Origin of the sequence: Pseudorhodoferax sp. Leaf265 (assembly GCF_001422365.1) — a bacterium.
In the GTDB taxonomy this organism is placed as follows: domain Bacteria; phylum Pseudomonadota; class Gammaproteobacteria; order Burkholderiales; family Burkholderiaceae_C; genus Pseudorhodoferax.
In genome coordinates, this window is sequence record NZ_LMMT01000007.1 from 1 (window position 1) to 17,848 (window position 17,848).

General features: G+C 70.6%; 16 protein-coding genes and 1 pseudogene. 12 read left to right on the plus strand and 5 right to left on the minus strand.

Going from position 1 to position 17,848, the window contains the following annotated elements; all coding sequences use genetic code 11:
- Both ASF45_RS35120 and pdxH read right to left on the minus strand, forming a co-directional pair.
- Positions 1-160 (minus strand): annotated as a pseudogene (locus tag ASF45_RS35120) (sugar ABC transporter substrate-binding protein); the annotation flags it as partial.
- Between the two features lie 142 nt (positions 161-302).
- Positions 303-950, minus strand: a complete 648-nt coding sequence (gene pdxH, locus ASF45_RS08505; protein WP_056659970.1) for a pyridoxamine 5'-phosphate oxidase — start codon at positions 948-950, stop codon at positions 303-305.
- A 68-nt stretch (positions 951-1,018) separates the two neighbouring features.
- Between pdxH and ASF45_RS08510 the strand changes: the two genes are divergently transcribed.
- From ASF45_RS08510 to ASF45_RS08530, 5 genes are all read left to right on the plus strand, one after another.
- Positions 1,019-1,930 (plus strand): bestrophin family protein, encoded by a 912-nt coding sequence (locus ASF45_RS08510; RefSeq protein ID WP_056659973.1) that lies wholly within the window; start codon positions 1,019-1,021, stop codon positions 1,928-1,930.
- Positions 1,931-1,967: 37 nt separating this feature from the next.
- Positions 1,968-2,540 carry a TetR/AcrR family transcriptional regulator gene (locus tag ASF45_RS08515; protein WP_056659976.1) on the plus strand — a complete coding sequence of 191 codons (573 nt, stop codon included), beginning with the start codon at positions 1,968-1,970 and terminating at the stop codon, positions 2,538-2,540.
- 84 nt (positions 2,541-2,624) lie between these two features.
- Positions 2,625-3,083, plus strand: a complete 459-nt coding sequence (locus ASF45_RS08520; protein ID WP_056659979.1) for a (2Fe-2S)-binding protein — start codon at positions 2,625-2,627, stop codon at positions 3,081-3,083.
- A 53-nt stretch (positions 3,084-3,136) separates the two neighbouring features.
- A complete protein-coding gene (locus ASF45_RS08525; protein WP_056660348.1) occupies positions 3,137-5,359 on the plus strand; it encodes a xanthine dehydrogenase family protein molybdopterin-binding subunit in 2,223 nt (740 codons plus the stop codon).
- Complete coding sequence (locus ASF45_RS08530; protein WP_056659982.1) at positions 5,359-5,916, plus strand: NTP transferase domain-containing protein; 558 nt, start codon at positions 5,359-5,361, stop codon at positions 5,914-5,916. The genes ASF45_RS08525 and ASF45_RS08530 overlap by 1 nt, the downstream gene beginning before the upstream one ends.
- On the opposite strand, the gene ASF45_RS08535 is transcribed toward ASF45_RS08530, so the two are convergent.
- Positions 5,900-6,445, minus strand: coding sequence for a gamma-glutamylcyclotransferase (locus ASF45_RS08535; RefSeq protein ID WP_056660351.1), 546 nt, complete (start codon positions 6,443-6,445; stop codon positions 5,900-5,902). The two genes, ASF45_RS08530 and ASF45_RS08535, sit on opposite strands and share 17 nt — an antisense overlap.
- A 185-nt stretch (positions 6,446-6,630) precedes the next feature.
- Here ASF45_RS08535 and edd point away from each other — a divergent pair, with 185 nt between their 5' ends.
- The 5 genes from edd (at position 6,631) to ASF45_RS08560 (ending at position 12,450) form a co-directional block, all read left to right on the plus strand.
- Complete coding sequence (gene edd, locus ASF45_RS08540) at positions 6,631-8,475, plus strand: phosphogluconate dehydratase (RefSeq protein ID WP_056659985.1); 1,845 nt, start codon at positions 6,631-6,633, stop codon at positions 8,473-8,475.
- Positions 8,466-9,119, plus strand: coding sequence for a bifunctional 4-hydroxy-2-oxoglutarate aldolase/2-dehydro-3-deoxy-phosphogluconate aldolase (eda, locus tag ASF45_RS08545; protein WP_056659988.1), 654 nt, complete (start codon positions 8,466-8,468; stop codon positions 9,117-9,119). The genes edd and eda overlap by 10 nt, the downstream gene beginning before the upstream one ends.
- A 106-nt stretch (positions 9,120-9,225) precedes the next feature.
- Positions 9,226-10,203, plus strand: coding sequence for a tripartite tricarboxylate transporter substrate binding protein (locus ASF45_RS08550; RefSeq protein ID WP_056659991.1), 978 nt, complete (start codon positions 9,226-9,228; stop codon positions 10,201-10,203).
- A 22-nt stretch (positions 10,204-10,225) separates the two neighbouring features.
- Positions 10,226-11,407 carry a CaiB/BaiF CoA-transferase family protein gene (locus ASF45_RS08555; RefSeq protein ID WP_056659994.1) on the plus strand — a complete coding sequence of 394 codons (1,182 nt, stop codon included), beginning with the start codon at positions 10,226-10,228 and terminating at the stop codon, positions 11,405-11,407.
- 47 nt (positions 11,408-11,454) lie between these two features.
- Complete coding sequence (locus ASF45_RS08560; protein ID WP_056659997.1) at positions 11,455-12,450, plus strand: tripartite tricarboxylate transporter substrate-binding protein; 996 nt, start codon at positions 11,455-11,457, stop codon at positions 12,448-12,450.
- 15 nt (positions 12,451-12,465) lie between these two features.
- On the opposite strand, the gene gloA is transcribed toward ASF45_RS08560, so the two are convergent.
- Together gloA and ASF45_RS08570 are read right to left on the minus strand one after the other, a co-directional pair.
- Positions 12,466-12,876: a lactoylglutathione lyase gene (gloA, locus tag ASF45_RS08565; RefSeq protein ID WP_056660354.1), complete on the minus strand. Its 411-nt coding sequence runs from the start codon at positions 12,874-12,876 to the stop codon at positions 12,466-12,468.
- A 23-nt stretch (positions 12,877-12,899) separates the two neighbouring features.
- Positions 12,900-13,445, minus strand: a complete 546-nt coding sequence (locus tag ASF45_RS08570; protein WP_056660000.1) for a PaaI family thioesterase — start codon at positions 13,443-13,445, stop codon at positions 12,900-12,902.
- Positions 13,446-13,493: 48 nt separating this feature from the next.
- On the opposite strand from ASF45_RS08570, the gene ASF45_RS08575 reads away from it, so the two are divergent.
- Both ASF45_RS08575 and ASF45_RS08580 read left to right on the plus strand, forming a co-directional pair.
- The gene (locus ASF45_RS08575; protein ID WP_056660003.1) at positions 13,494-13,967 is read left to right on the plus strand and encodes a MarR family winged helix-turn-helix transcriptional regulator; all 474 of its coding nucleotides are present in this window, start codon (positions 13,494-13,496) and stop codon (positions 13,965-13,967) included.
- 89 nt (positions 13,968-14,056) lie between these two features.
- Positions 14,057-17,848, plus strand: coding sequence for an EAL domain-containing protein (locus ASF45_RS08580; RefSeq protein ID WP_156472910.1), 3,792 nt, complete (start codon positions 14,057-14,059; stop codon positions 17,846-17,848).

Sequence of the window (17,848 nt, forward strand, 5' to 3'; positions counted from 1 at the left end):
GGTGGGCCTTGGCGCCTTCCTCCATGGTCAGGAAGAACTCGTTGGCCAGCGACTTCATGACCAGGGCCACCTTGGGCGGGCTCTGGGCCCACGAGGGCACGGCGGCCAGCAGACTGGCCAGGGCCAGCGCGGTGGAAAGGGTGCGGCGGGTCGAACGCATGGGGGTGGACTCCTGTTGTGATGCGTTGGGGGAGGCCGCCAATATAGGAACACCAAAACGTTTGCGCAAACGTTTGCGATCAGGGCTTTCCCGCGAGATCGTTACAAGAGGTGAGGGCGCCCCGCGCGCTCGGGCCCTGCGCTCAGGGCGCGAGCCGCTCGCGCACCCAGCCGCCGCCGTCCTGGCGGTAGTTCAGGCGGTCGTGCAGCCGGCTCTTGCGCCCCTGCCAGAACTGCCATGCGCTGGGCACCAGGCGGTAGCCGCCCCAGTGCGGCGGACGCGGCGGCTTGAGCAGGAACTGCGCGCCGTACCGGGCCGCATTGGCCACCAGCACGCCGCGGCCGGAGATCACCTGGCTCTGCGGGCTGGCCCAGGCGCCGATGCGCGAGTCCAGCGGGCGGCTGTCGTAATAGGCGTCGCTCTCGGCAGCGCTGGTCTTCTCGACCACGCCCTCGATGCGCACCACACGCTCGAGCTCGACCCAGTGGAACTGCAGCGCCGCATACGGGTTGCCGGCCAGCTCCTGGCCCTTGCGGCTGTCGTAGTTGGTGTAGAAGACCAGGCCGCGTGCGTCGTAGCCCTTGACCAGCACGATGCGGGTGGACGGCTTGAGGTCGCTGCCCACGGTGGCCAGCGTCATCGCGTTGGGTTCGGGCACCTGGGCCGCAATGGCCTCGCCGAGCCATTGGTCGAACTGCTGCAATGGGTCGGCGTGCGAAGCCGATTCGTCGAGTTCGGCGCGTTCGTAGCTCTTGCGCAGCGCGGCGATGGAGGTCTGGAGTTCGCTCATGGGCCCGGATTGTGCAGCGCCCGGCGCGTACCATGCCGGCCCTGCGCCTTCCTGTTCCCTGTCCCGCGATGATCGTCCGCCCCCGTCCCCATTGGCTGCACCTGCTGTTCGTGCGCCACGGCTCCATCCTTCCGCTGATCCTGCCGCAGCTGCTCTGGGCGCTGGCCTTTTCCATCGCCGTCACCGTGCTGCACGGCCAGGTGCTGCAGTGGAAGATCCCGCTCAACTTCGTGCCGTTCTCGCTGATCGGGCTCACGCTGGCGATCTTCCTGGGCTTTCGCAACAGCACCAGTTACAGCCGCTGGTGGGAGGCGCGCGTGCTGTGGGGCACCTTGCTGGTCGAGTGCCGCGCCGCGATGCGCCACGCGCTGACCCTGGTCGACGGGCCAGAGCAGGCGCCGGTTCTGGCGCGCCGGCTGATCGCGCTGGTGCATGCGTTGCGCCACCAGCTGCGGCGCAGCGATGCCGCGGCCGACCTGGCGCGGCTGCTGCCGCCCGAAGAGGCCGCGCGCGTGGCCGGGGCGCGCTTTCCGGCGGCCATGCTGCTGCAGATGGCCGGCGAGTGGCTGGGCGACATGCGCCGGCAGGGCCGGGTGGCCGCGCCGCTCGTGCCCGTGCTCGAGCAGCCGCTGGCCCAGCTGGGCAACGCGCTGGGCGGCTGCGAGCGCATCGCCGGCACGCCGATCCCGTTCACCTACAGCGTGATCATCCACCGCACCATCTACAGCTATGTGCTGCTGCTGCCGTTCGGCCTGGTCGACGCCATCGGTCCCATGACGCCCGTGATCGTGGCCTTCATCGCCTACACCTTCTTCGCGCTGGAGGCGCTGGGCTCGGAGATCGAGGAGCCGTTCGGCCTGGCCGCCAACGACCTCGCGCTGGACACCCTGTGCTGGACCATCGAGACCGCCGTGCTCGAAAGCCTGGGCCGCAGCGACGGGCCGCCTCAGCCGCAACCGCGCAATTTCCAGCTCACCTGATTGACGACTGAATATTCATTCGCCTAAGATCGGCGACGTGAAACCCAAGGACGACGACAAGCAGCAAGCCATCGCCAGCGCGACGTTCGCGCTCGTGGCCCAGGTCGGCCTGTCGGGCCTGACCATGGCGGCCATCGCGCGCGAGGCCGGCATTGCCACGGGCACGCTGTACGTCTACTACAAGTCCAAGGAAGACCTGCTCAACGCGCTGTACGAGCAGGTCAAGGGCGCGCTGGCGCGGCTGATCACCGAGGAGGCCACGGCAGCCATGCCGTTTCGCGCGCGTTTCCAGCGCAACTGGCTGCTGCTGCTGCGGCACCGCCAGGCCCATTACGCCGAGACGGTGTTCATGGAGCAGTACTACAACTCGCCCTGGTTCAGCGAGGCCTCGCGCCAGTTCTCGGCCCGGTTCACGGGCGAGTGCCTGGGTTTCTTCGACGAAGCGCGTGCCCAGCAGATCGTCAAGGACGTGCCCACCATGCTGCTGGCCGCGAGCTTCTTCGGCTCGGTGCGCGAGACCGCCAACCTGCTGCGCAGCGGCGACCTGCAAGACACGGAGGCGGCGCTGGCACAGGCGTTTTCGATCTTCTGGGACGGCATCAAGGCCTGAGCGCGGCGGACCACGGCCTCCCTCAAGAACACATAGAAGAATGAACATTCATTCGCCCAACTTCCCCACCCACGAAAGGTCCCCATGGCCACGCTGAACATCAATGGCAAGGACGTCCAGGTCGACGTCGACGACTCCACGCCCATCCTCTGGGCCTTGCGCGACACGCTCGGCATGACCGGCACCAAGTTCGGCTGCGGCGCGGCGCTGTGCGGCGCCTGCACCGTGCACATGAACGGCGCGGCGATCCGCTCGTGCGTCACACCGATCTCGGCCGCGGCCGGCCAGAAGATCACCACCATCGAGGCGGTGGCCGGCGACCGCGTCGGCAAGGCCGTGCAAGCGGCCTGGGTCAAGATCGACGTGGCGCAATGCGGCTACTGCCAGAGCGGCCAGATCATGAGCGCCACCGCGCTGCTGCAGTCCAACCCGCGGCCCAGCGATGCCGACATCGACGCCGCCATGGCCGGCAACATCTGCCGCTGCGGCACCTATGCGCGCATCCGCGGCGCGATCAAGGACGCCGCCGCGTCGCTGGCCTGACACCGGAGAACACCATGCATCTGCAAGACCTCAGCGCCGACCAGATCCACGCCATGCTGCCGCCTGCACTGGCCCGCCGCCTGGACGATGGCACCGACACGGGCGCCGCCGGCCTGCCACGGCGCAGCTTCCTGAAGATGACGGCCGTATCCGGCTTCGCACTCGGCGCGTTCCCGTTGTTGGCCGAGGCACAGGCTCCGGCCGCGGCCGGCCTCAAGCCCGCGCAGCAACCGGCCGCCTTCGTGAGCATCGCGAAAGATGGCACCGTCACCGTGACGGTGAACCGCCTGGAATTCGGCCAGGGCACGCACACGGGTCTCGCCATGGTGCTGGCCGAGGAGCTGGACGCCGACTGGAGCCGGGTGCGCGCCGTGCACGGCAGCCAGGCCATCGCCTATGCCGACCCGGCCTACGGCATGCACCTGACGGGCGGTTCCACCGCCATCAAGAACTCCTACACCCAGTACCGCGAGCTGGGCGCCCGCACCCGCGCCATGCTGGTGCAGGCCGCCGCCACGCAGTGGGGCGTGCCGGCCGCGTCGCTCGCCACCGAGCGCGGCGTGGTCATCGGCCCCGGCGGCAAGCGGGCCGACTACGGCGCGCTGGCCGAGGCGGCGATGCAGTTGCCCGTGCCGACCCAGGTCACGCTCAAGGACCCGAAGAACTTCAAGCTGATCGGCCAGCCCACCGGCCGCATCGATGCGGCGGCCAAGTCCAGCGGCCGGCAGGATTTCGGCATCGACGTGCGCCTGCCCGGCATGCTGACGGCCGTGTGCCAGCACCCGCCGGTGTTCGGTGGCAAGGTGGCGTCGGTGGACGATGCTGCCGCGCGCGCCGTGAAAGGTGTGAAGGCCGTGCTGCGCGTGCCGCTGCACAACGGCGGCGAGGGCGTGGCCGTGGTCGCCGACGGCTACTGGGCTGCCAAGCAGGGCCGCGACGCGCTCAAGCTGGAGTGGAGCGATGCCGGCCGCCAGAAGGTCGACAGCACGGCGCAGCTGGCCGCCTACCGCGCGCTGGCCGCCAAGACCGGCCACGTGAAGTACCAGGCCGACATGGCCCCGCTGGCGGGCGCGCCGCACAAGATCAGCGCCGAGTTCCATTTCCCCTACCTGGCCCACGCGCCCATGGAGCCGCTGAACTGCACCGTGCAGCTCACCGGCCGTGGCGCCGATGGCAAGGCCAAGCTCTGGGTCGGCACGCAGATGCCCGGCCTGGAAGCCGCCGCCGCCGTGCGCGTGCTGGGCATCCAACCCGAGAACCTGGCCATGGAGGTGCAGATGGCCGGCGGCGGCTTCGGCCGGCGCGGCCTGCCGACCAGCGACTTCGTGGTCGAGGCCTGCACCATCGCCAAGGCCGCGCAGGCCGCCGGCATCGAGGCGCCGATCCGCACGCTGTGGAGCCGTGAGGACGACATCCGCGGCGGCTACTACCGGCCCATGCATGTGCACCGGGCCGAGATCGGTTTCGACGCCAAGGGCAAGGTGCTGGCCTGGGACCACGTGATCGTGGGCCAGTCCATCATGGCGGGCACCTTCTTCGAGTCCGCCATGGTCAAGGACGGCGTGGACACCACCATGGTCGAGGGCATGCGCGCGCCCTACGAGGTGCCGATGCGGCTGTCGGCCCACCACCCAAAGGACAACGTGCCGGTGCTGTGGTGGCGCAGCGTGGGCTCGACCCACACCGCCTACGCGATGGAAACGCTGGTCGACGAGATCGCGCGTGCCACCCGGCAGGACCCGGTGGCCTACCGCATGGCGCTGATGGACGCCAAGGCCACGCGCCACCGCGCCGCGCTGCAGCTGGCGGTCGACCGCTCGGGCTATGGCAAGCGCCAGCTGCCCGCGGGCCGGGCCTGGGGCGTGGCGCTGCACGAGTCGTTCGACTCGGTGGTGGCCTATGTGGTGGAGGCCTCGGTGGAGAACGGCACGCCCAGGCTGCACCAGGTCACGGCCGGCTTGCACTGCAACCTGGCGGTGAACCCCAAGAGCGTGGAGGCGCAGATCCAGGGCGCTGCGCTGATGGGCCTGTCGATGTGCCTGCCGGGCGCGGCCGTCACGCTCAAGGACGGGGTGGTCGAGCAGAGCAACTTCGGCGACTTCGTGGTGCCGCGCATCACCGACATGCCGGCCATCGCGGTGCACATCGTGCCCAGCGCGGACGCGCCCACCGGCATGGGCGAGCCGGGCCTGCCGCCGCTGGCGCCGGCCTTCGCCAACGCCATCGCGCGGCTGACCGGCAAGCCGCTGCGCGAGCTGCCCTTCAAGCTGGCCTGATGGCGGTGCCGGCAGCGCCCGTCGTGCTGGTGCTGGCCTCCGGCCGGGGCGAGCGCTTCCGCGCCTCGGGCGGCCAGGTGCACAAACTGCAGGCGCTGCTGGCCGGCAAGCCGGTGTTGCAGCACACGCTGGATGCGGTGCGCGCGAGCGGGCTGGCCTGGCATCTGGAGGACGCGGGCCACCCGGGCATGGGCGACTCGATCGCGGCGGCCGTGCGAGCCACCCAGGGGGCAGGGGGCTGGCTGGTGCTGCCGGGCGACCTGCCGTTGATCGAGCCGGCGGCGCTGCTGCGCGTGGCCGCGGCGCTGCGTGGCGCGGCCGTCGTGCTGCCGCAGCATGCGGGCACGCGGGGGCACCCGGTGGGTTTCTCCGTGGCCTGCCGCGACGAACTGCTGGCCTTGTCCGGCGAAGCCGGCGCGGCCGCCATCGTGCAAGCGCGCAAGCGGGCAGGGCAGGTGCTGGAACTGGCGCTCGACGGCGCCGGCTGCGTGACCGACATCGACACGCTGGACGACCTGGCGCGGGCCGAGGCCGCGCTGCTCAACCGGCCAGCCTGAGCAGCTTCTCCAGCGCCTTGTCGCGGATCTGGTGGCGCTTGAGGCTCTCGAAGGTTTCGCGCGCGTAGTCCAGCGTGGTGCCGAAGCGTCCGCAGGACTGCGTGAACACGCGCCGGTAGTCCTCGTCGGTCAGCGTGCGCGTGAAGCTCGGGCTCTGGCGCGACAGCGTGAAGGCCAGCGCCTTGACCGGCCCCTCGGGCGTCATGCAGTGCAGCCAGCGCGGGTCGTACACGCCCATCAGCATCTCGCGCGCCCACAGGCGGTCCAGCACCGCGTCGCCGTCGCACTGCGGGATGCGGAACACCACGCCCTGGCAGCTGCCGCCGGTCAGCAGCGCGAACACCAGGCCTGGGCACTCCGGCGTGCCGCGGTTGATGCGGCTCCACATCTTGAGCGCGCGGTGCCAGCCGTGCACGCGCGCGAGCCGGTGCTCCACATGCTCGAACTCGGGCCGCCAGATCAGCGAGCCGTAGCCGAACACCCAGTAGTCCTGCTGGCCACCCCATTCGCGCCGCGTGCGCTCGAGCATCGGCAGGGGATCGCGCAGGGGCACGGGCAGGGGATTCGGTTTCACGGCCGCCACTCTAGCAAGCCCGGCGCCGCCCTGCTGTTTGGTAACCCACTGGTTACCCCCGGCGGTCGGCGCGGCACCCATCGGGAGTAGGATCACCGCGCCCCTCCAAGCCCCGCCGCGCCGCCCCCCGGCCCAGAACGATGAACACCCACACCACCGTCGCCGCCGTCACCGACCGCATCCGCACGCGCAGCGCGCCCGCTCGGGCGGCCTACCTCGAACGCCTGGCCGCCATGGCCGCGCGCACGCGCGGCTCCGACCGCATGGGCTGTGCCAACGTGGCGCACGCCTTCGCGGCCATGCCGTCCAACGACAAGTTCAAGGTCGTGGCCGAGCGCGCGCCCAACATCGGCATCGTCAATGCCTACAACGACATGCTGTCGGCGCACCAGCCGCTGCAGCACTACCCCGATCTCGTGAAGGACGAGGCGCGCCAGTTCGGCGCCACGGCCCAGGTGGCCGGCGGCGTGCCGGCCATGTGCGACGGCGTCACCCAAGGCCTGCCCGGCATGGAGCTCTCGCTGTTCAGCCGCGACGTGATCGCCATGGCCACGGCCGTCGCGCTCACGCACGACATGTTCGATGCCGCGCTGATGCTGGGCGTGTGCGACAAGATCGTGCCGGGCCTGTTGATCGGCGCGCTGCACTTCGGCCATCTGCCCACGGTGTTCGTGCCGGCCGGGCCCATGCCCTCGGGCCTGTCGAACAACGCCAAGGCCAAGGTGCGCGAACAGGCCGCGCAAGGCCTGGTCGGCCGCAAGGAGCTGCTGGAGGCCGAGTCCGCCGCCTACCACGCGGCCGGCACCTGCACCTTCTACGGCACGGCCAACAGCAACCAGATGCTGCTCGAAGCCATGGGCCTGCACGTGCCCAGCACGGCCTTCGTGGCACCGGGCGGGGCGCTGCGCGATGCGCTCACGCGCGAGGCCGCGCGCACGGTGCTGGGCTATGGCACGGCGCTGGACGGCCAGGCCGCCAAGGCGCGCGGCGCGGTCCCACCCATCGGCCAGTTGGTCGACGAGCGCGCCATCGTCAACGCCATGGTCGCACTGCTGGCCACCGGCGGCTCGACGAACCACCTGATCCACTGGGTGGCCGTGGCGCGCTCGGCTGGCATCACGATCGACTGGGACGACTTCGCCGCGCTGTCGGCCGCGGTGCCGCTGCTGGCCCGCGTCTACCCCAACGGCAGCGCCGACGTGAACCAGTTCCAGGCCGCGGGCGGCACCGGTTACGTGATCCGCGAGCTGCTGGATGCCGGCCTCATGCATGCCGACGTGCTGACCGTGCGCAGCGAGGGCATCCGCGCCTACACGCACGAACCAGCGCTGGCCGGCGCATCGCTCACCTGGCAGGCCACCGGCCCGAGCAAGGACGAGGCCATCGTGCGCCCCGCCAGCGCGCCGTTCAGCCCCACGGGCGGCCTGCAGCTGCTGCAGGGGCCGCTGGGTCGCAGCGTGATCAAGGTGTCCTCCGTGCCCGACGACCGCCATGTCATCGAGGCGCCGGCCCGCATCTTCGATTCGCAGGAAGACCTGCAGAAGGCCTTCGCAGCCGGCGAGCTGGAACGCGACCTGGTCTGCGTGGTGCGCTGGCAGGGCCCGCAGGCCAATGGCATGCCCGAGCTGCACAAGCTCACGCCGCCGCTGGCCGTGCTGCAGGGCAAGGGCTTCAAGGTCGCGCTGGTCACCGACGGCCGCATGAGCGGCGCCTCGGGCAAGGTGCCGGCCGCCATCCACGTCTCGCCCGAGGCCGCCGCGGGCGGCCCGCTGGCCCGGCTGCGCGACGGCGACGTGGTGCGCCTCGATGCGCCGGCCGGCCGCCTGGAGGTGCTGGTGCCGCAGGCCGAATGGGAGGCCCGCCCGCTGGCCACCATGCCCGAAGCCCTGCGCACTGCCAATGGCCTGGGCCTGGGCCGGGATTTGTTCGCCGGCATGCGCCGCAATGCCGCCACTGCAGAAGAAGGAGCGCCGACATGGCTGTGAAGAACCTTGCCACCCCACTGACCGCCCGCGACGTGATGCGCGACGCGCCGGTCATCCCCGTCATCGTGCTGCACGACGTGGCCCATGCCGTGCCGATGGCGCGTGCCTTGCTGGCCGGCGGCATCCGCATGCTGGAGGTCACGCTGCGCACGCCGCAGGCGCTGGCGTGCATGGAGGCCATCGCCCGGGACGTGCCCGAGGCCGTGGTCGGCGCCGGCACCATCCGCACGCCGGCCGACGTGGCGGCCTCGGTGCGGGCCGGTGCGCGCTTTGGCGTGAGCCCGGGCTACACCTCCAAGGTCGGCCAGGCCTGCCGCGATGCCGGACTGCCGCTCTTGCCCGGTGTGGCCACGGGCAGCGAGATCATGATGGCGCAGGAGGATGGCTTCACGGAGCTCAAGTTCTTCCCGGCGCTGCAGGCCGGCGGGATCCCCATGCTCAAGGCCTGGCAGGGGCCGTTCGGCGAGGTCAAGTTCTGCCCCACGGGCGGCGTGAGCGCGGCGAACGCAGGCGAATTCCTCGCGCTGTCCAACGTGGCCTGCGTGGGCGGCTCGTGGATCGTGCCGAACGACGCGATCGTCGCGGGTGACTGGGGCCGCATCGAGCAATTGGCCCGCGAGGCCGCCGCCCTGCCGCGCCGCTGACGGCGCCGCCCTTCGGCGCAGCGGAACACCGGCTTTCGCAATCGTTGATTGCCGGGGAGACCGGCGCGCGGGATGATCCGCGGCTTCTGACCAGGAGACGCCGCCCATGCCTTCCATTTCCGCGAGCCGCCGCGCGCTGCTGGCCCTGGCCGCCGCTTGCGCGCTGCCGGCCGCTGCCCAGTCCGGCTATCCGTCGCGCCCCATCGTGCTGGTCGTGCCGCAAGCGGCCGGCGGCACCAACGACATCGTGGGCCGCATCGTCGGCCAAAAGCTCGGTGAGGTGCTGGGCGGCAGCGCCGTGGTGGAGAACCGGCCCGGCGCGGGCGGCAACATCGGCACCCAGTACGTCGCACGCGGCCCCAAGGACGGCCACACCCTTCTGATGACCATCAGCAGCAGCCAGGCCATCAACCCCTCGCTGTACAAGAGCCCGGGCTTCGACCCGGTGAAGGATTTCGTCCCGCTGGGCCTGGTCGGCGCCGTGCCCAACGTGCTGCTGGTCAACCCGGCGTTTCCGGCCCAGAACCTCACCGAGTTCCTGGCGCTGGCGCGCAAGAGCGGCGACGCCTTGCAGTACGCGTCGGCCGGCAACGGCACGCTGAACCACCTGCTGGGCGAGATGCTCAACAGCATGGCCGGGCTCAAGCTGCAGCATGTGCCGTACAAGGGCGTCGCGCCGGCCTTGAACGACGTGCTGGGCGGCCAACTGCCCATGCTGTTCGCGAGCCTGCCGTCCGCGCTCTCGCACATCCAGGCCGGCAAGCTGCGGGCGATCGCCGTCAGCGGCGCCAAGCGCTCGCCGACGCTGCCCAACGTGCCGGCCATTGCCGAGGCTGTGCCCGGCTACGACGGCCAGCTCTGGATCGGCCTGTTCGCCCCCACCGGCCTGCCGGCGCCCGTGCAGGCCCAGCTGGAGGAGGGCATGCGCAAGACCATGGCGGCCAAGGACCTGCGCGACAAGCTCGAGCAGCAGGGCGTGGAGATCGCGCCGCCGACCACGCCTGCGCAGTTCGCTGCGCTGCTGCAAGACGACCTGGCCAAGTGGGCCCGCATCGTCAAGTCCTCCGGCGCTTCCGTCGACTGATTTCCCCTCTCCTGCACGCACCATGACCCTTCCGCTCCAAGGCATCACCGTCGTCTCGCTCGAGCACGCCATCGCCGCCCCGTTCTGCACCCGCCAGTTGGCCGACCTGGGCGCGCGCGTGATCAAGGTCGAACGGCCCGAGGTGGGCGACTTCGCGCGTGCCTACGACCAGCGCGTCAAAGGCCTGTCGTCCCACTTCGTCTGGACCAACCGGTCCAAGGAGAGCCTCACGCTGGATCTGAAGCATCCCGACGCCATGGCCGCGCTGAAAAAGCTGCTGGCCGGCGCTGACGTGCTGGTGCAGAACCTGGCCCCCGGTGCCGCCGCGCGCATGGGGCTGGACTACGCGACGCTGAGCAAGATGAACCCGCGCCTGGTGGTCTGCGACATCTCCGGCTACGGCGAGGACGGCCCCTACCGCGACAAGAAGGCCTACGACCTGCTGATCCAGAGCGAGGCCGGCTTCCTGTCGGTCACCGGCACACCGGAGCAGCCAAGCAAGGCCGGCAACTCGATCGCCGACATCGCCGCTGGCATGTACGCCTACACCAACATCCTGGCCGCGCTGCTGCGCCGCGCCAGCACGGGCGAGGGCGCGCACATCGATGTGTCCATGCTGGAGTCGCTGGCCGAGTGGATGGGCTTTCCGATGTACTACGCGTTCGACGGCGCCACGCCGCCGCCGCGCAACGCGGCCTCGCACGCCACCATCTACCCCTACGGCCCGTTCCAGGCCGGCGATGGCGGCACGGTGATGCTGGGCCTGCAGAACGAGCGCGAGTGGAAGGTCTTTTGCGACGTGGTGCTGCGCGACACGCCGCTGGCGACCGAGCCACGCTTTGCCAGCAACGCCCAGCGCAACGCCAACCGCGCCGCACTGGCCGCGCGCATCGACGAGACCTTCAGGGCGCTGTCGACCGACCAGGTGCTGGCGCGCCTCGACGAGGCGCAGATCGCCAACGCCCGCATGAACGACATGGCTGGCCTGTGGGCGCACCCGCAGCTCAAGGCGCGCGAGCGCTGGCAGCAGGTGGCCTCGCCGGCTGGCGAACTGCCCGCGCTGCTGCCGCCGGGCCGCAGCAACCGCTGGCAAGCCCGCATGGACGCGGTGCCCGCCGTCGGTGAGCATACGGATGCGCTGCTGCGCGAAGTCGGCCTGGATGAGTCCGCCATCGCCGCGCTGCGTGCGGCCGGGGCGGTCTGAAGCCCGGCCGGCCAGCCCACCCCCTTTCCCCAAAGACTGGAGACTCCATGCGTTTGTGTTCCCCCACCGGCATCCGCCGCTCCGTGGCCGTCGCCGCCGCCTTGTTGCTGCAGGGTGCGGCCTGGGCCCAATCCGCCTGGCCCGAGCGGCCCGTGACGATGGTCGTGCCGTACTCGGCCGGTGGGCCGACGGACGTGGTGGCGCGCATGCTGGCCATTCCCATGGCCAAGACGCTGGGGCAGCCGCTGGTGGTCGAGAACACCGTGGGCGCGGGCGGCACCATCGGCCCGGCGCGCGTGGCCAAGGCCCAGCCCAACGGCTACACCATCCTGATCCACCACATGGGCATGGCGACCGCGCCCGCGCTGTACAAGAAGCTGCCCTACGACCCGCTCAAGGACTTCGAGTACATCGGCCAGGTCATGGACGTGCCCATGACGCTGCTCTCGCGCAAGGACTTCCCGGCCAATACCTTCCCCGAGCTGCTGTCCTATGTGAAGCAGCACAAGGACAAGGTCACGCTGGCCAACGCCGGCATCGGCGCGGTTTCGCAGCTGTGTGGCATGCTGCTGGCCCACCAGATCGGCGTGGACCTGACCACCGTGCCCTACAAGGGCGCCGGCCCGGCGCTGGCCGACATCATGAGTGGCCAGGTCGATCTGATCTGCGACCAGACCACGCAGACCGTGCCAGTCATCAAGGACGGCCAGCGCGTGAAGGTGTTCGGCGTGACCACGCCCAAGCGCCTGGCCAGCCTGCCCGACGTGAAGACACTGGACGAGCAGGGCCTCAAGGGCTTCGACGTGAAGGTCTGGCACGGCGTGTACGCGCCCAAGGGCACGCCGCCTGAGGTGCTGGCCAAGATCAACCAGGCCTTGCGCAGCGCGCTGCAGGACGACATGGTCAAGCAGCGCCTGGCGGACCTGAGTTCGGAGATCGTGTCCATGGACAAGGTCACGCCCGAGGGGCTGCGCAGCCACCTCGTGGCCGAGACCGAGAAGTGGGGTAAGGTGATCAAGGCGGCGGGCGTCAGCGCCGAATGACCCGGCGCGCGGCGGTCAACGCAGGCCGCCGCCCTCAGCGCCTTCTGCACGCTGAATGAGCTCAACCTTGTAGCCGTCCGGGTCGGTCACGAAGGCAATCACCGTCGTGCCGCCCTTGACCGGGCCGGCTTCGCGTGTGACCTGGCCGCCCGCGGCCTTGATGCGCTCGCAGGCCGCGTAGGCGTCGGGCACGCCCAGCGCGATGTGGCCGTAGGCCGTGCCCATCTCATAGCTGTCCACGCCCCAGTTGTAGGTCAGCTCCAGCTCGGCGTGGTCCGGGTTGTTGCCGTAGCCGACGAAGGCCAGCGAGTACTTGTACTCGGGGTTCTCCGACGTGCGCAGCAGCTTCATGCCGAGCACCTGGGTGTAGAAGTCAATCGAGCGCTGGAGGTTGCCAACGCGCAGCATCGTGTGGAGTAGTCGCATGCGGCCATTTTGCCGCGACACCTTCATCCGCGTGCTTCGAACACCAGGCAGGTGGTGGTGGCGTGGGCGTAGAGTTTGTCGTCCGGCCCCACGATACGGGCCTCGGCCGTGGCCAACTGGCGGCCGCTGTGGACCACCTTGCCGATGGCGCGCAGCGGGCCGCTCTTGACAGTGGCGGCGCGCACGATGTTCACACCCAGCTCGGCCGTGGTGTAGCCGCGCCCGGCCGGCATGGTGGTGTGGATCGCGCAGCCCAGCGCCGAATCCAGCAGGGTGGCGAACCAGCCACCGTGCACGCTGCCCAGCGGGTTGTAGTGCATGAGCTGCGGCGTGCCCTGGAACACCGCGAGGCCGTAGCCGACCTCGACCAGGCCGAAATCCAGCGTCTCGGCGATGTGCGGGTAGGGCAGCTCGCCTGCCAGCATGGCCTGCATGATCTGAAGGCCGGTCTTGCCCGCCACCTGCTCGGGCCGCGCCAGGCCGGGCTTGCCACCGCCGGCCAGCATGCGGTGCTTGGTGCCCTCGAATTCCTGCTCCCAGCGGACGCGGGCTTCTTCTTCTGTGCTCATGTCTTCTCCATCGATTGCAGCCACAACTGTTGCAGCTACAATCATTCTATGGGAACCGCGCTCCAAGCCAAAGCCATGCCGCAGGGTTGCACCCATCTGCAGCTGCGCCAGCTGATGCGCCGCGTGGCACGGCTGTACGACGCCGAACTCGCCCAGGCCGGGCTCAAGACCACGCAGTTTTCGCTGCTCACGGCACTGGACAAGCTCGGCCCGGCCCAGCCTGGCCAGCTGGCGCGGACCTTGCGCCTGCAACCGTCCACGCTCACGCGCAACCTGCAGCCACTGGTGGCGGCCGGCTGGGTGGAGCAGGGGCCCGGCAGCGATGGCCGCAGCCGGCTGGTGGCGCTGACCGAAGCCGGCCGCGCCAAGCGCGCCGAGGCGCGCCAGCGCTGGAAGAAAGCCCAGCTGGAACTGAACCGGCTGCTGGGCGACGCGCGCGTGGCGGCGCTGCATGCACTGCTGCAGGAATCGCTGGCACTGCTGGCGCCGGAGCCGCTGGAGGCCGCCGAAGACGTGGCCTGAGGCGGCCGGACGGCCAGCCGGACCCGACGCGCGGCGCCCCAGGGTGCAGGCCCTGGCGTGGCGCTGTGCCAGCATGGTCTACTGTGAACATGCCCCCGCCCGACATTCCCCCCGACAGTGTCCGGCCGCCGCCGGCGGGGCCGCCGGACCCGGAGTTCGACTGGATGCTGGCGCCGGTGCTGCAGGGGCTCGGCGTGCAGGCCGAGCAGGAGCCGCTGCGCAGCGCTGTGGCCCAGAGCCAGCAGCGCTTCCTGGAGATGGCCGGCCGCACCGACCTCACGGCCCACACCCGCGCCAAGCAGGAAAGCCGGCGCGATGCGCAGGACCGCATCCGCATCGCCCAGCTGCAGCAGGAATTCGCCGCCCTCGATGTCCCGTTGCAGTCGCTGATGGACCGCGCCGTGCAGCGCACGCAGGAACTGCTGAACGCCGACGGCATGTCGCTGGAGCTGGTCGATGAGGCGGGCGTGCTGGTGATCGCTGCGGGCTCCGGCCTGCTGCGCGAGCAGGTCGGCCGACGCTCCAACATGGACATCAGCCTGTCGGCGAAAGCCTTGGCCCAGGGCCGCGTGATGATCAGCGACGACACGCTGTTCGACGACCGGCTGGACCGCGCGCGGGCCCGGGCCGATGGCGTGCGCTCCATGATCGTCGCGCCGCTGCGTTCGGGCGAGGGCATGGTCGGCGTGCTGCTGGCGGCCTACGCCGCGCCCCAGGCCTTCTACGACCGCGACATCGGCAACCTGCAGATCCTGGGCGAGACGCTGGGCGTGACGATCGACCGCCACCGCATGCACGCCCGGCTGCGCGAGGCGGCCGACAAGTACCGCGCGCTGTTCGACCTCAACCCGCAGCCCATGTTCGTGACCGAGATGCCGACGCTGCGCGTGCTGGCCGTGAACCGCAGCGCGGCCCAGATGTACGGCTATGAGCCGCAGGAGTTGCTCGGCAGGCCCATGACCGACCTGCGCGCCCCCGGCGAGACGGCGCCGCGCGTCGCCATGCCGGGCGACGCCTTCGCCAACCTGCGGCTGCGACACCGCCGCAAGGACGGCAGCGAATTCGATGTCGAGGTCTCCGGCACGACGATCGACTTCGCCGGCCGGCCCGCCCGCCTGGTGCGCAGCCTGGATGTCAGCGCGCGCCTGCGTGCCGAGGCCGCACTGGCCCGTGTGAGCCGGGCCCAGCGCATGCTGTCGGCCTGCAACGAGAGCCTGGTGCGCGCGAGCTCGGAGCAGTCGCTGCTGGAGGAGTTGTGCCGCATCACGGTGGACATCGGTGGCTATGCCATGGCCTGGGTCGGCTTCGCGCGCGACGATGCCGAGCGCAGCGTCGAGCCGGCTGCCAAGGTGGGCGACGAACGGGACTACATCGGCAGCTTCCCGATGAGCTGGGATGCCGACAGGCCGGCCGGGCAGGGCCCCGTGGGGCTCACCATCCGCACGGGCCAGCTCATCATCGTGCCCGACGTGGAGCACGACCCGCGCTGCGCGCTCTGGGCGGGCAATGCCCTGGCGCACGGCTACCGCGGCCTGGTCTGCCTGCCGCTGCGCGACGGTGAGCGCACCTTCGGCCTGTTCTACCTGTATTCGGGCGAGGTGGCGACGCCGCAGGACGACGAGGTCGCGTTGCTGCGCGCGCTGGCCGACGACCTGGCCTTCGGCCTCATGACCTTGCGCGCGCGCGAGCAGCAGCGCCTCACGCAGGAGGCCCAGCAGCGCGTGCAGACGGCCATGCTCAAGGTCGCGGCGGCGGTGTCGGCCAGCACCGGCACGGAGTTCTTCGAGCAGCTGGCGCTGAACATGGCCGATGCGCTGGGCGCGCAGGCCAGCTTCATCGCCACGCTGGAGCCGAAGTCGATGGTGGCGCGCACGCTGGGCGCCGTGGTGCACGGGCAGGTGCGTCGCAACTTCGACGCGCCGCTGGCCGGCAGCCGGCTGGCCGGCCTGCTGGGCCGAGGTGCGTTCGTGGTCACCGAGGGCGTGGCCGAGGCCTTCGCGCCCTATCCGCTGCTGGCCTCCATCGGCGGCCAGGCCTACGCCGGGCACAGCCTGTTCGACGCGAGTCAGCGCGTGAGCGGGCTGGTGCTGGTGGTGTTCTCCGAGCCGCTGCGCCACCAGGAATTCCTGGCCTCCACGCTGCGCATCTTCGCGGTGCGCGTGGCGGCCGAACTCGACCGCCGCCAGGCCGACGAGCACATCCGCCACCAGGCCTCGCTGCTGGACAAGGCGCGCGACGCCATCGTCGTGGCCGATATCGACGGCCGCGTGCAGTACTGGAACAAGAGTGCGGAACGGCTCTACGGCTGGCGCGCCGACGAGGCGATCGGCCAATCGGTGGCCAGGCTGCTGTTCGAGGACGAAGCCATGGGCGGCCACGCCCATGAGGAACTCATGGCCAGCGGCGAATGGAACGGCGAGGTGGCGCGGCGGCGCAAACTGGGCCAGTCCGTGCAGGTGGAGGCGCGCTGGACGCTGGTGCGCGACGAGCAGGGCGTGCCGCGCTCTGTGCTCATGATCGACACCGACATCACGCAGCGCAAGCAGGCCGAGGCCAAGATCCAGAAGCTGGCCTTCTACGACGGCCTGACCAGCCTGCCCAACCGTCAGCTGCTGCAGGACCGGCTGCACAAGGCGCTGGCCAGCTGCGTGCGCCACCGCACCGGCGGCGCGCTGCTGTGCATGGACCTGGACAACTTCAAGACCCTGAACGACACGCTGGGCCACGACAAGGGCGACATGCTGCTGCAGCAGGTGGCGATGCGCCTGGTGTCCTGCGTGCGCGAGGTCGACACGGTGGCGCGGCTCGGGGGCGACGAGTTCGTGATCGTGCTGGAGGAACTCAGCGCTGTGCCGCAGGAGATCGCCGTGCAGGCGCGCCGCGTGGGCGAGAAGATCCTGGCCGCGCTGGCCCAACCCTACCGGCTCGAAGGCTACGAACACCAGAGCACCGCCAGCATCGGCGTGGCCAGCTTCAGCGCCGGCACCGAGAGCGCGGGCGATCTGCTCAAGCAGGCCGACATCGCGATGTACCAGGCCAAGGCGGCGGGCAAGCACACGCTGCGCTTCTTCGATCCGGGCCTGGAGGCGGCCGTGACGGCGCGCGCGGCGCTGGAGGGAGACCTGCGCCAGGCCTTCGTGCAGCGCGAGTTCTTCCTGCAATACCAGCCGCAGGTCGATGGCGCAAGCCGCATCACGGGCGTGGAGGCGCTGGTGCGCTGGCGCCACGCGGCACGCGGCCTGGTCTCGCCGGCCGAGTTCATCCCGCTCGCCGAGGAGACCGGCATGATCCTGCTGCTGGGGCACCGCGTGCTGGAGATCGCTTGCCGGCAACTGGCCGAATGGGGCCGGCAACCGGCGCTGGCGGGGCTGACCATGGCCGTCAACGTCAGCGCGCGGCAGTTCCGGCACAACGAGTTCGTGCGCCAGGTGCGCTCGGTGCTCGACCAGACCGGTGCCGACCCGCAGCGGCTCAAGCTCGAACTGACGGAGAGCGTGCTGGTGGACGACATGCAGGCCATCGTCTCCAAGATGGACGCGCTGAAGGACCTCGGCGTGCGCTTCGCGCTCGACGACTTCGGCACCGGCTACTCCTCGCTGGCCTACCTCAAGAAGCTGCCGCTGGACCAGCTCAAGATCGACCAGTCCTTCGTGCGCGACGTGCTGGTGGACGCCAACGATTCGGCGATCGCGCGCACCGTGATCCGGCTCGCGCAAAGCCTGGGCCTGAACGTGATCGCCGAAGGCGTGGAGACGGCCGCGCAGCGCGACTTCCTGGCCAGCGAGGGCTGCCAGGCCTTCCAGGGCTATTTCTTCAGCCGCCCGCTGGTGGCCGAGGCGCTGGACCGGCTGCTGCGCGAGCAGGGCGTGGCCGGGCCCTGA

Bases quoted from the DNA above. Each gene is read 5' to 3' on its own strand.
- ASF45_RS08580 (WP_156472910.1), top strand. From the start codon at position 14,057: ATGCCCCCGCCCGACATTCCCCCCGACAGTGTCCGGCCGCCGCCGGCG.
- ASF45_RS08555 (WP_056659994.1), top strand. From the start codon at position 10,226: ATGACCCTTCCGCTCCAAGGCATCACCGTCGTCTCGCTCGAGCACGCC.
- eda (WP_056659988.1), top strand. From the start codon at position 8,466: ATGGCTGTGAAGAACCTTGCCACCCCACTGACCGCCCGCGACGTGATG.
- ASF45_RS08535 (WP_056660351.1), bottom strand. From the start codon at position 6,445: ATGCTCGAGCGCACGCGGCGCGAATGGGGTGGCCAGCAGGACTACTGG.
- ASF45_RS08570 (WP_056660000.1), bottom strand. From the start codon at position 13,445: ATGAGCACAGAAGAAGAAGCCCGCGTCCGCTGGGAGCAGGAATTCGAG.
- ASF45_RS08560 (WP_056659997.1), top strand. From the start codon at position 11,455: ATGCGTTTGTGTTCCCCCACCGGCATCCGCCGCTCCGTGGCCGTCGCC.
- edd (WP_056659985.1), top strand. From the start codon at position 6,631: ATGAACACCCACACCACCGTCGCCGCCGTCACCGACCGCATCCGCACG.
- ASF45_RS08510 (WP_056659973.1), top strand. From the start codon at position 1,019: ATGATCGTCCGCCCCCGTCCCCATTGGCTGCACCTGCTGTTCGTGCGC.
- ASF45_RS08530 (WP_056659982.1), top strand. From the start codon at position 5,359: ATGGCGGTGCCGGCAGCGCCCGTCGTGCTGGTGCTGGCCTCCGGCCGG.
- ASF45_RS08575 (WP_056660003.1), top strand. From the start codon at position 13,494: ATGGGAACCGCGCTCCAAGCCAAAGCCATGCCGCAGGGTTGCACCCAT.
- gloA (WP_056660354.1), bottom strand. From the start codon at position 12,876: ATGCGACTACTCCACACGATGCTGCGCGTTGGCAACCTCCAGCGCTCG.
- ASF45_RS08525 (WP_056660348.1), top strand. From the start codon at position 3,137: ATGCTGCCGCCTGCACTGGCCCGCCGCCTGGACGATGGCACCGACACG.
- ASF45_RS08550 (WP_056659991.1), top strand. From the start codon at position 9,226: ATGCCTTCCATTTCCGCGAGCCGCCGCGCGCTGCTGGCCCTGGCCGCC.
- pdxH (WP_056659970.1), bottom strand. From the start codon at position 950: ATGAGCGAACTCCAGACCTCCATCGCCGCGCTGCGCAAGAGCTACGAA.
- ASF45_RS08520 (WP_056659979.1), top strand. From the start codon at position 2,625: ATGGCCACGCTGAACATCAATGGCAAGGACGTCCAGGTCGACGTCGAC.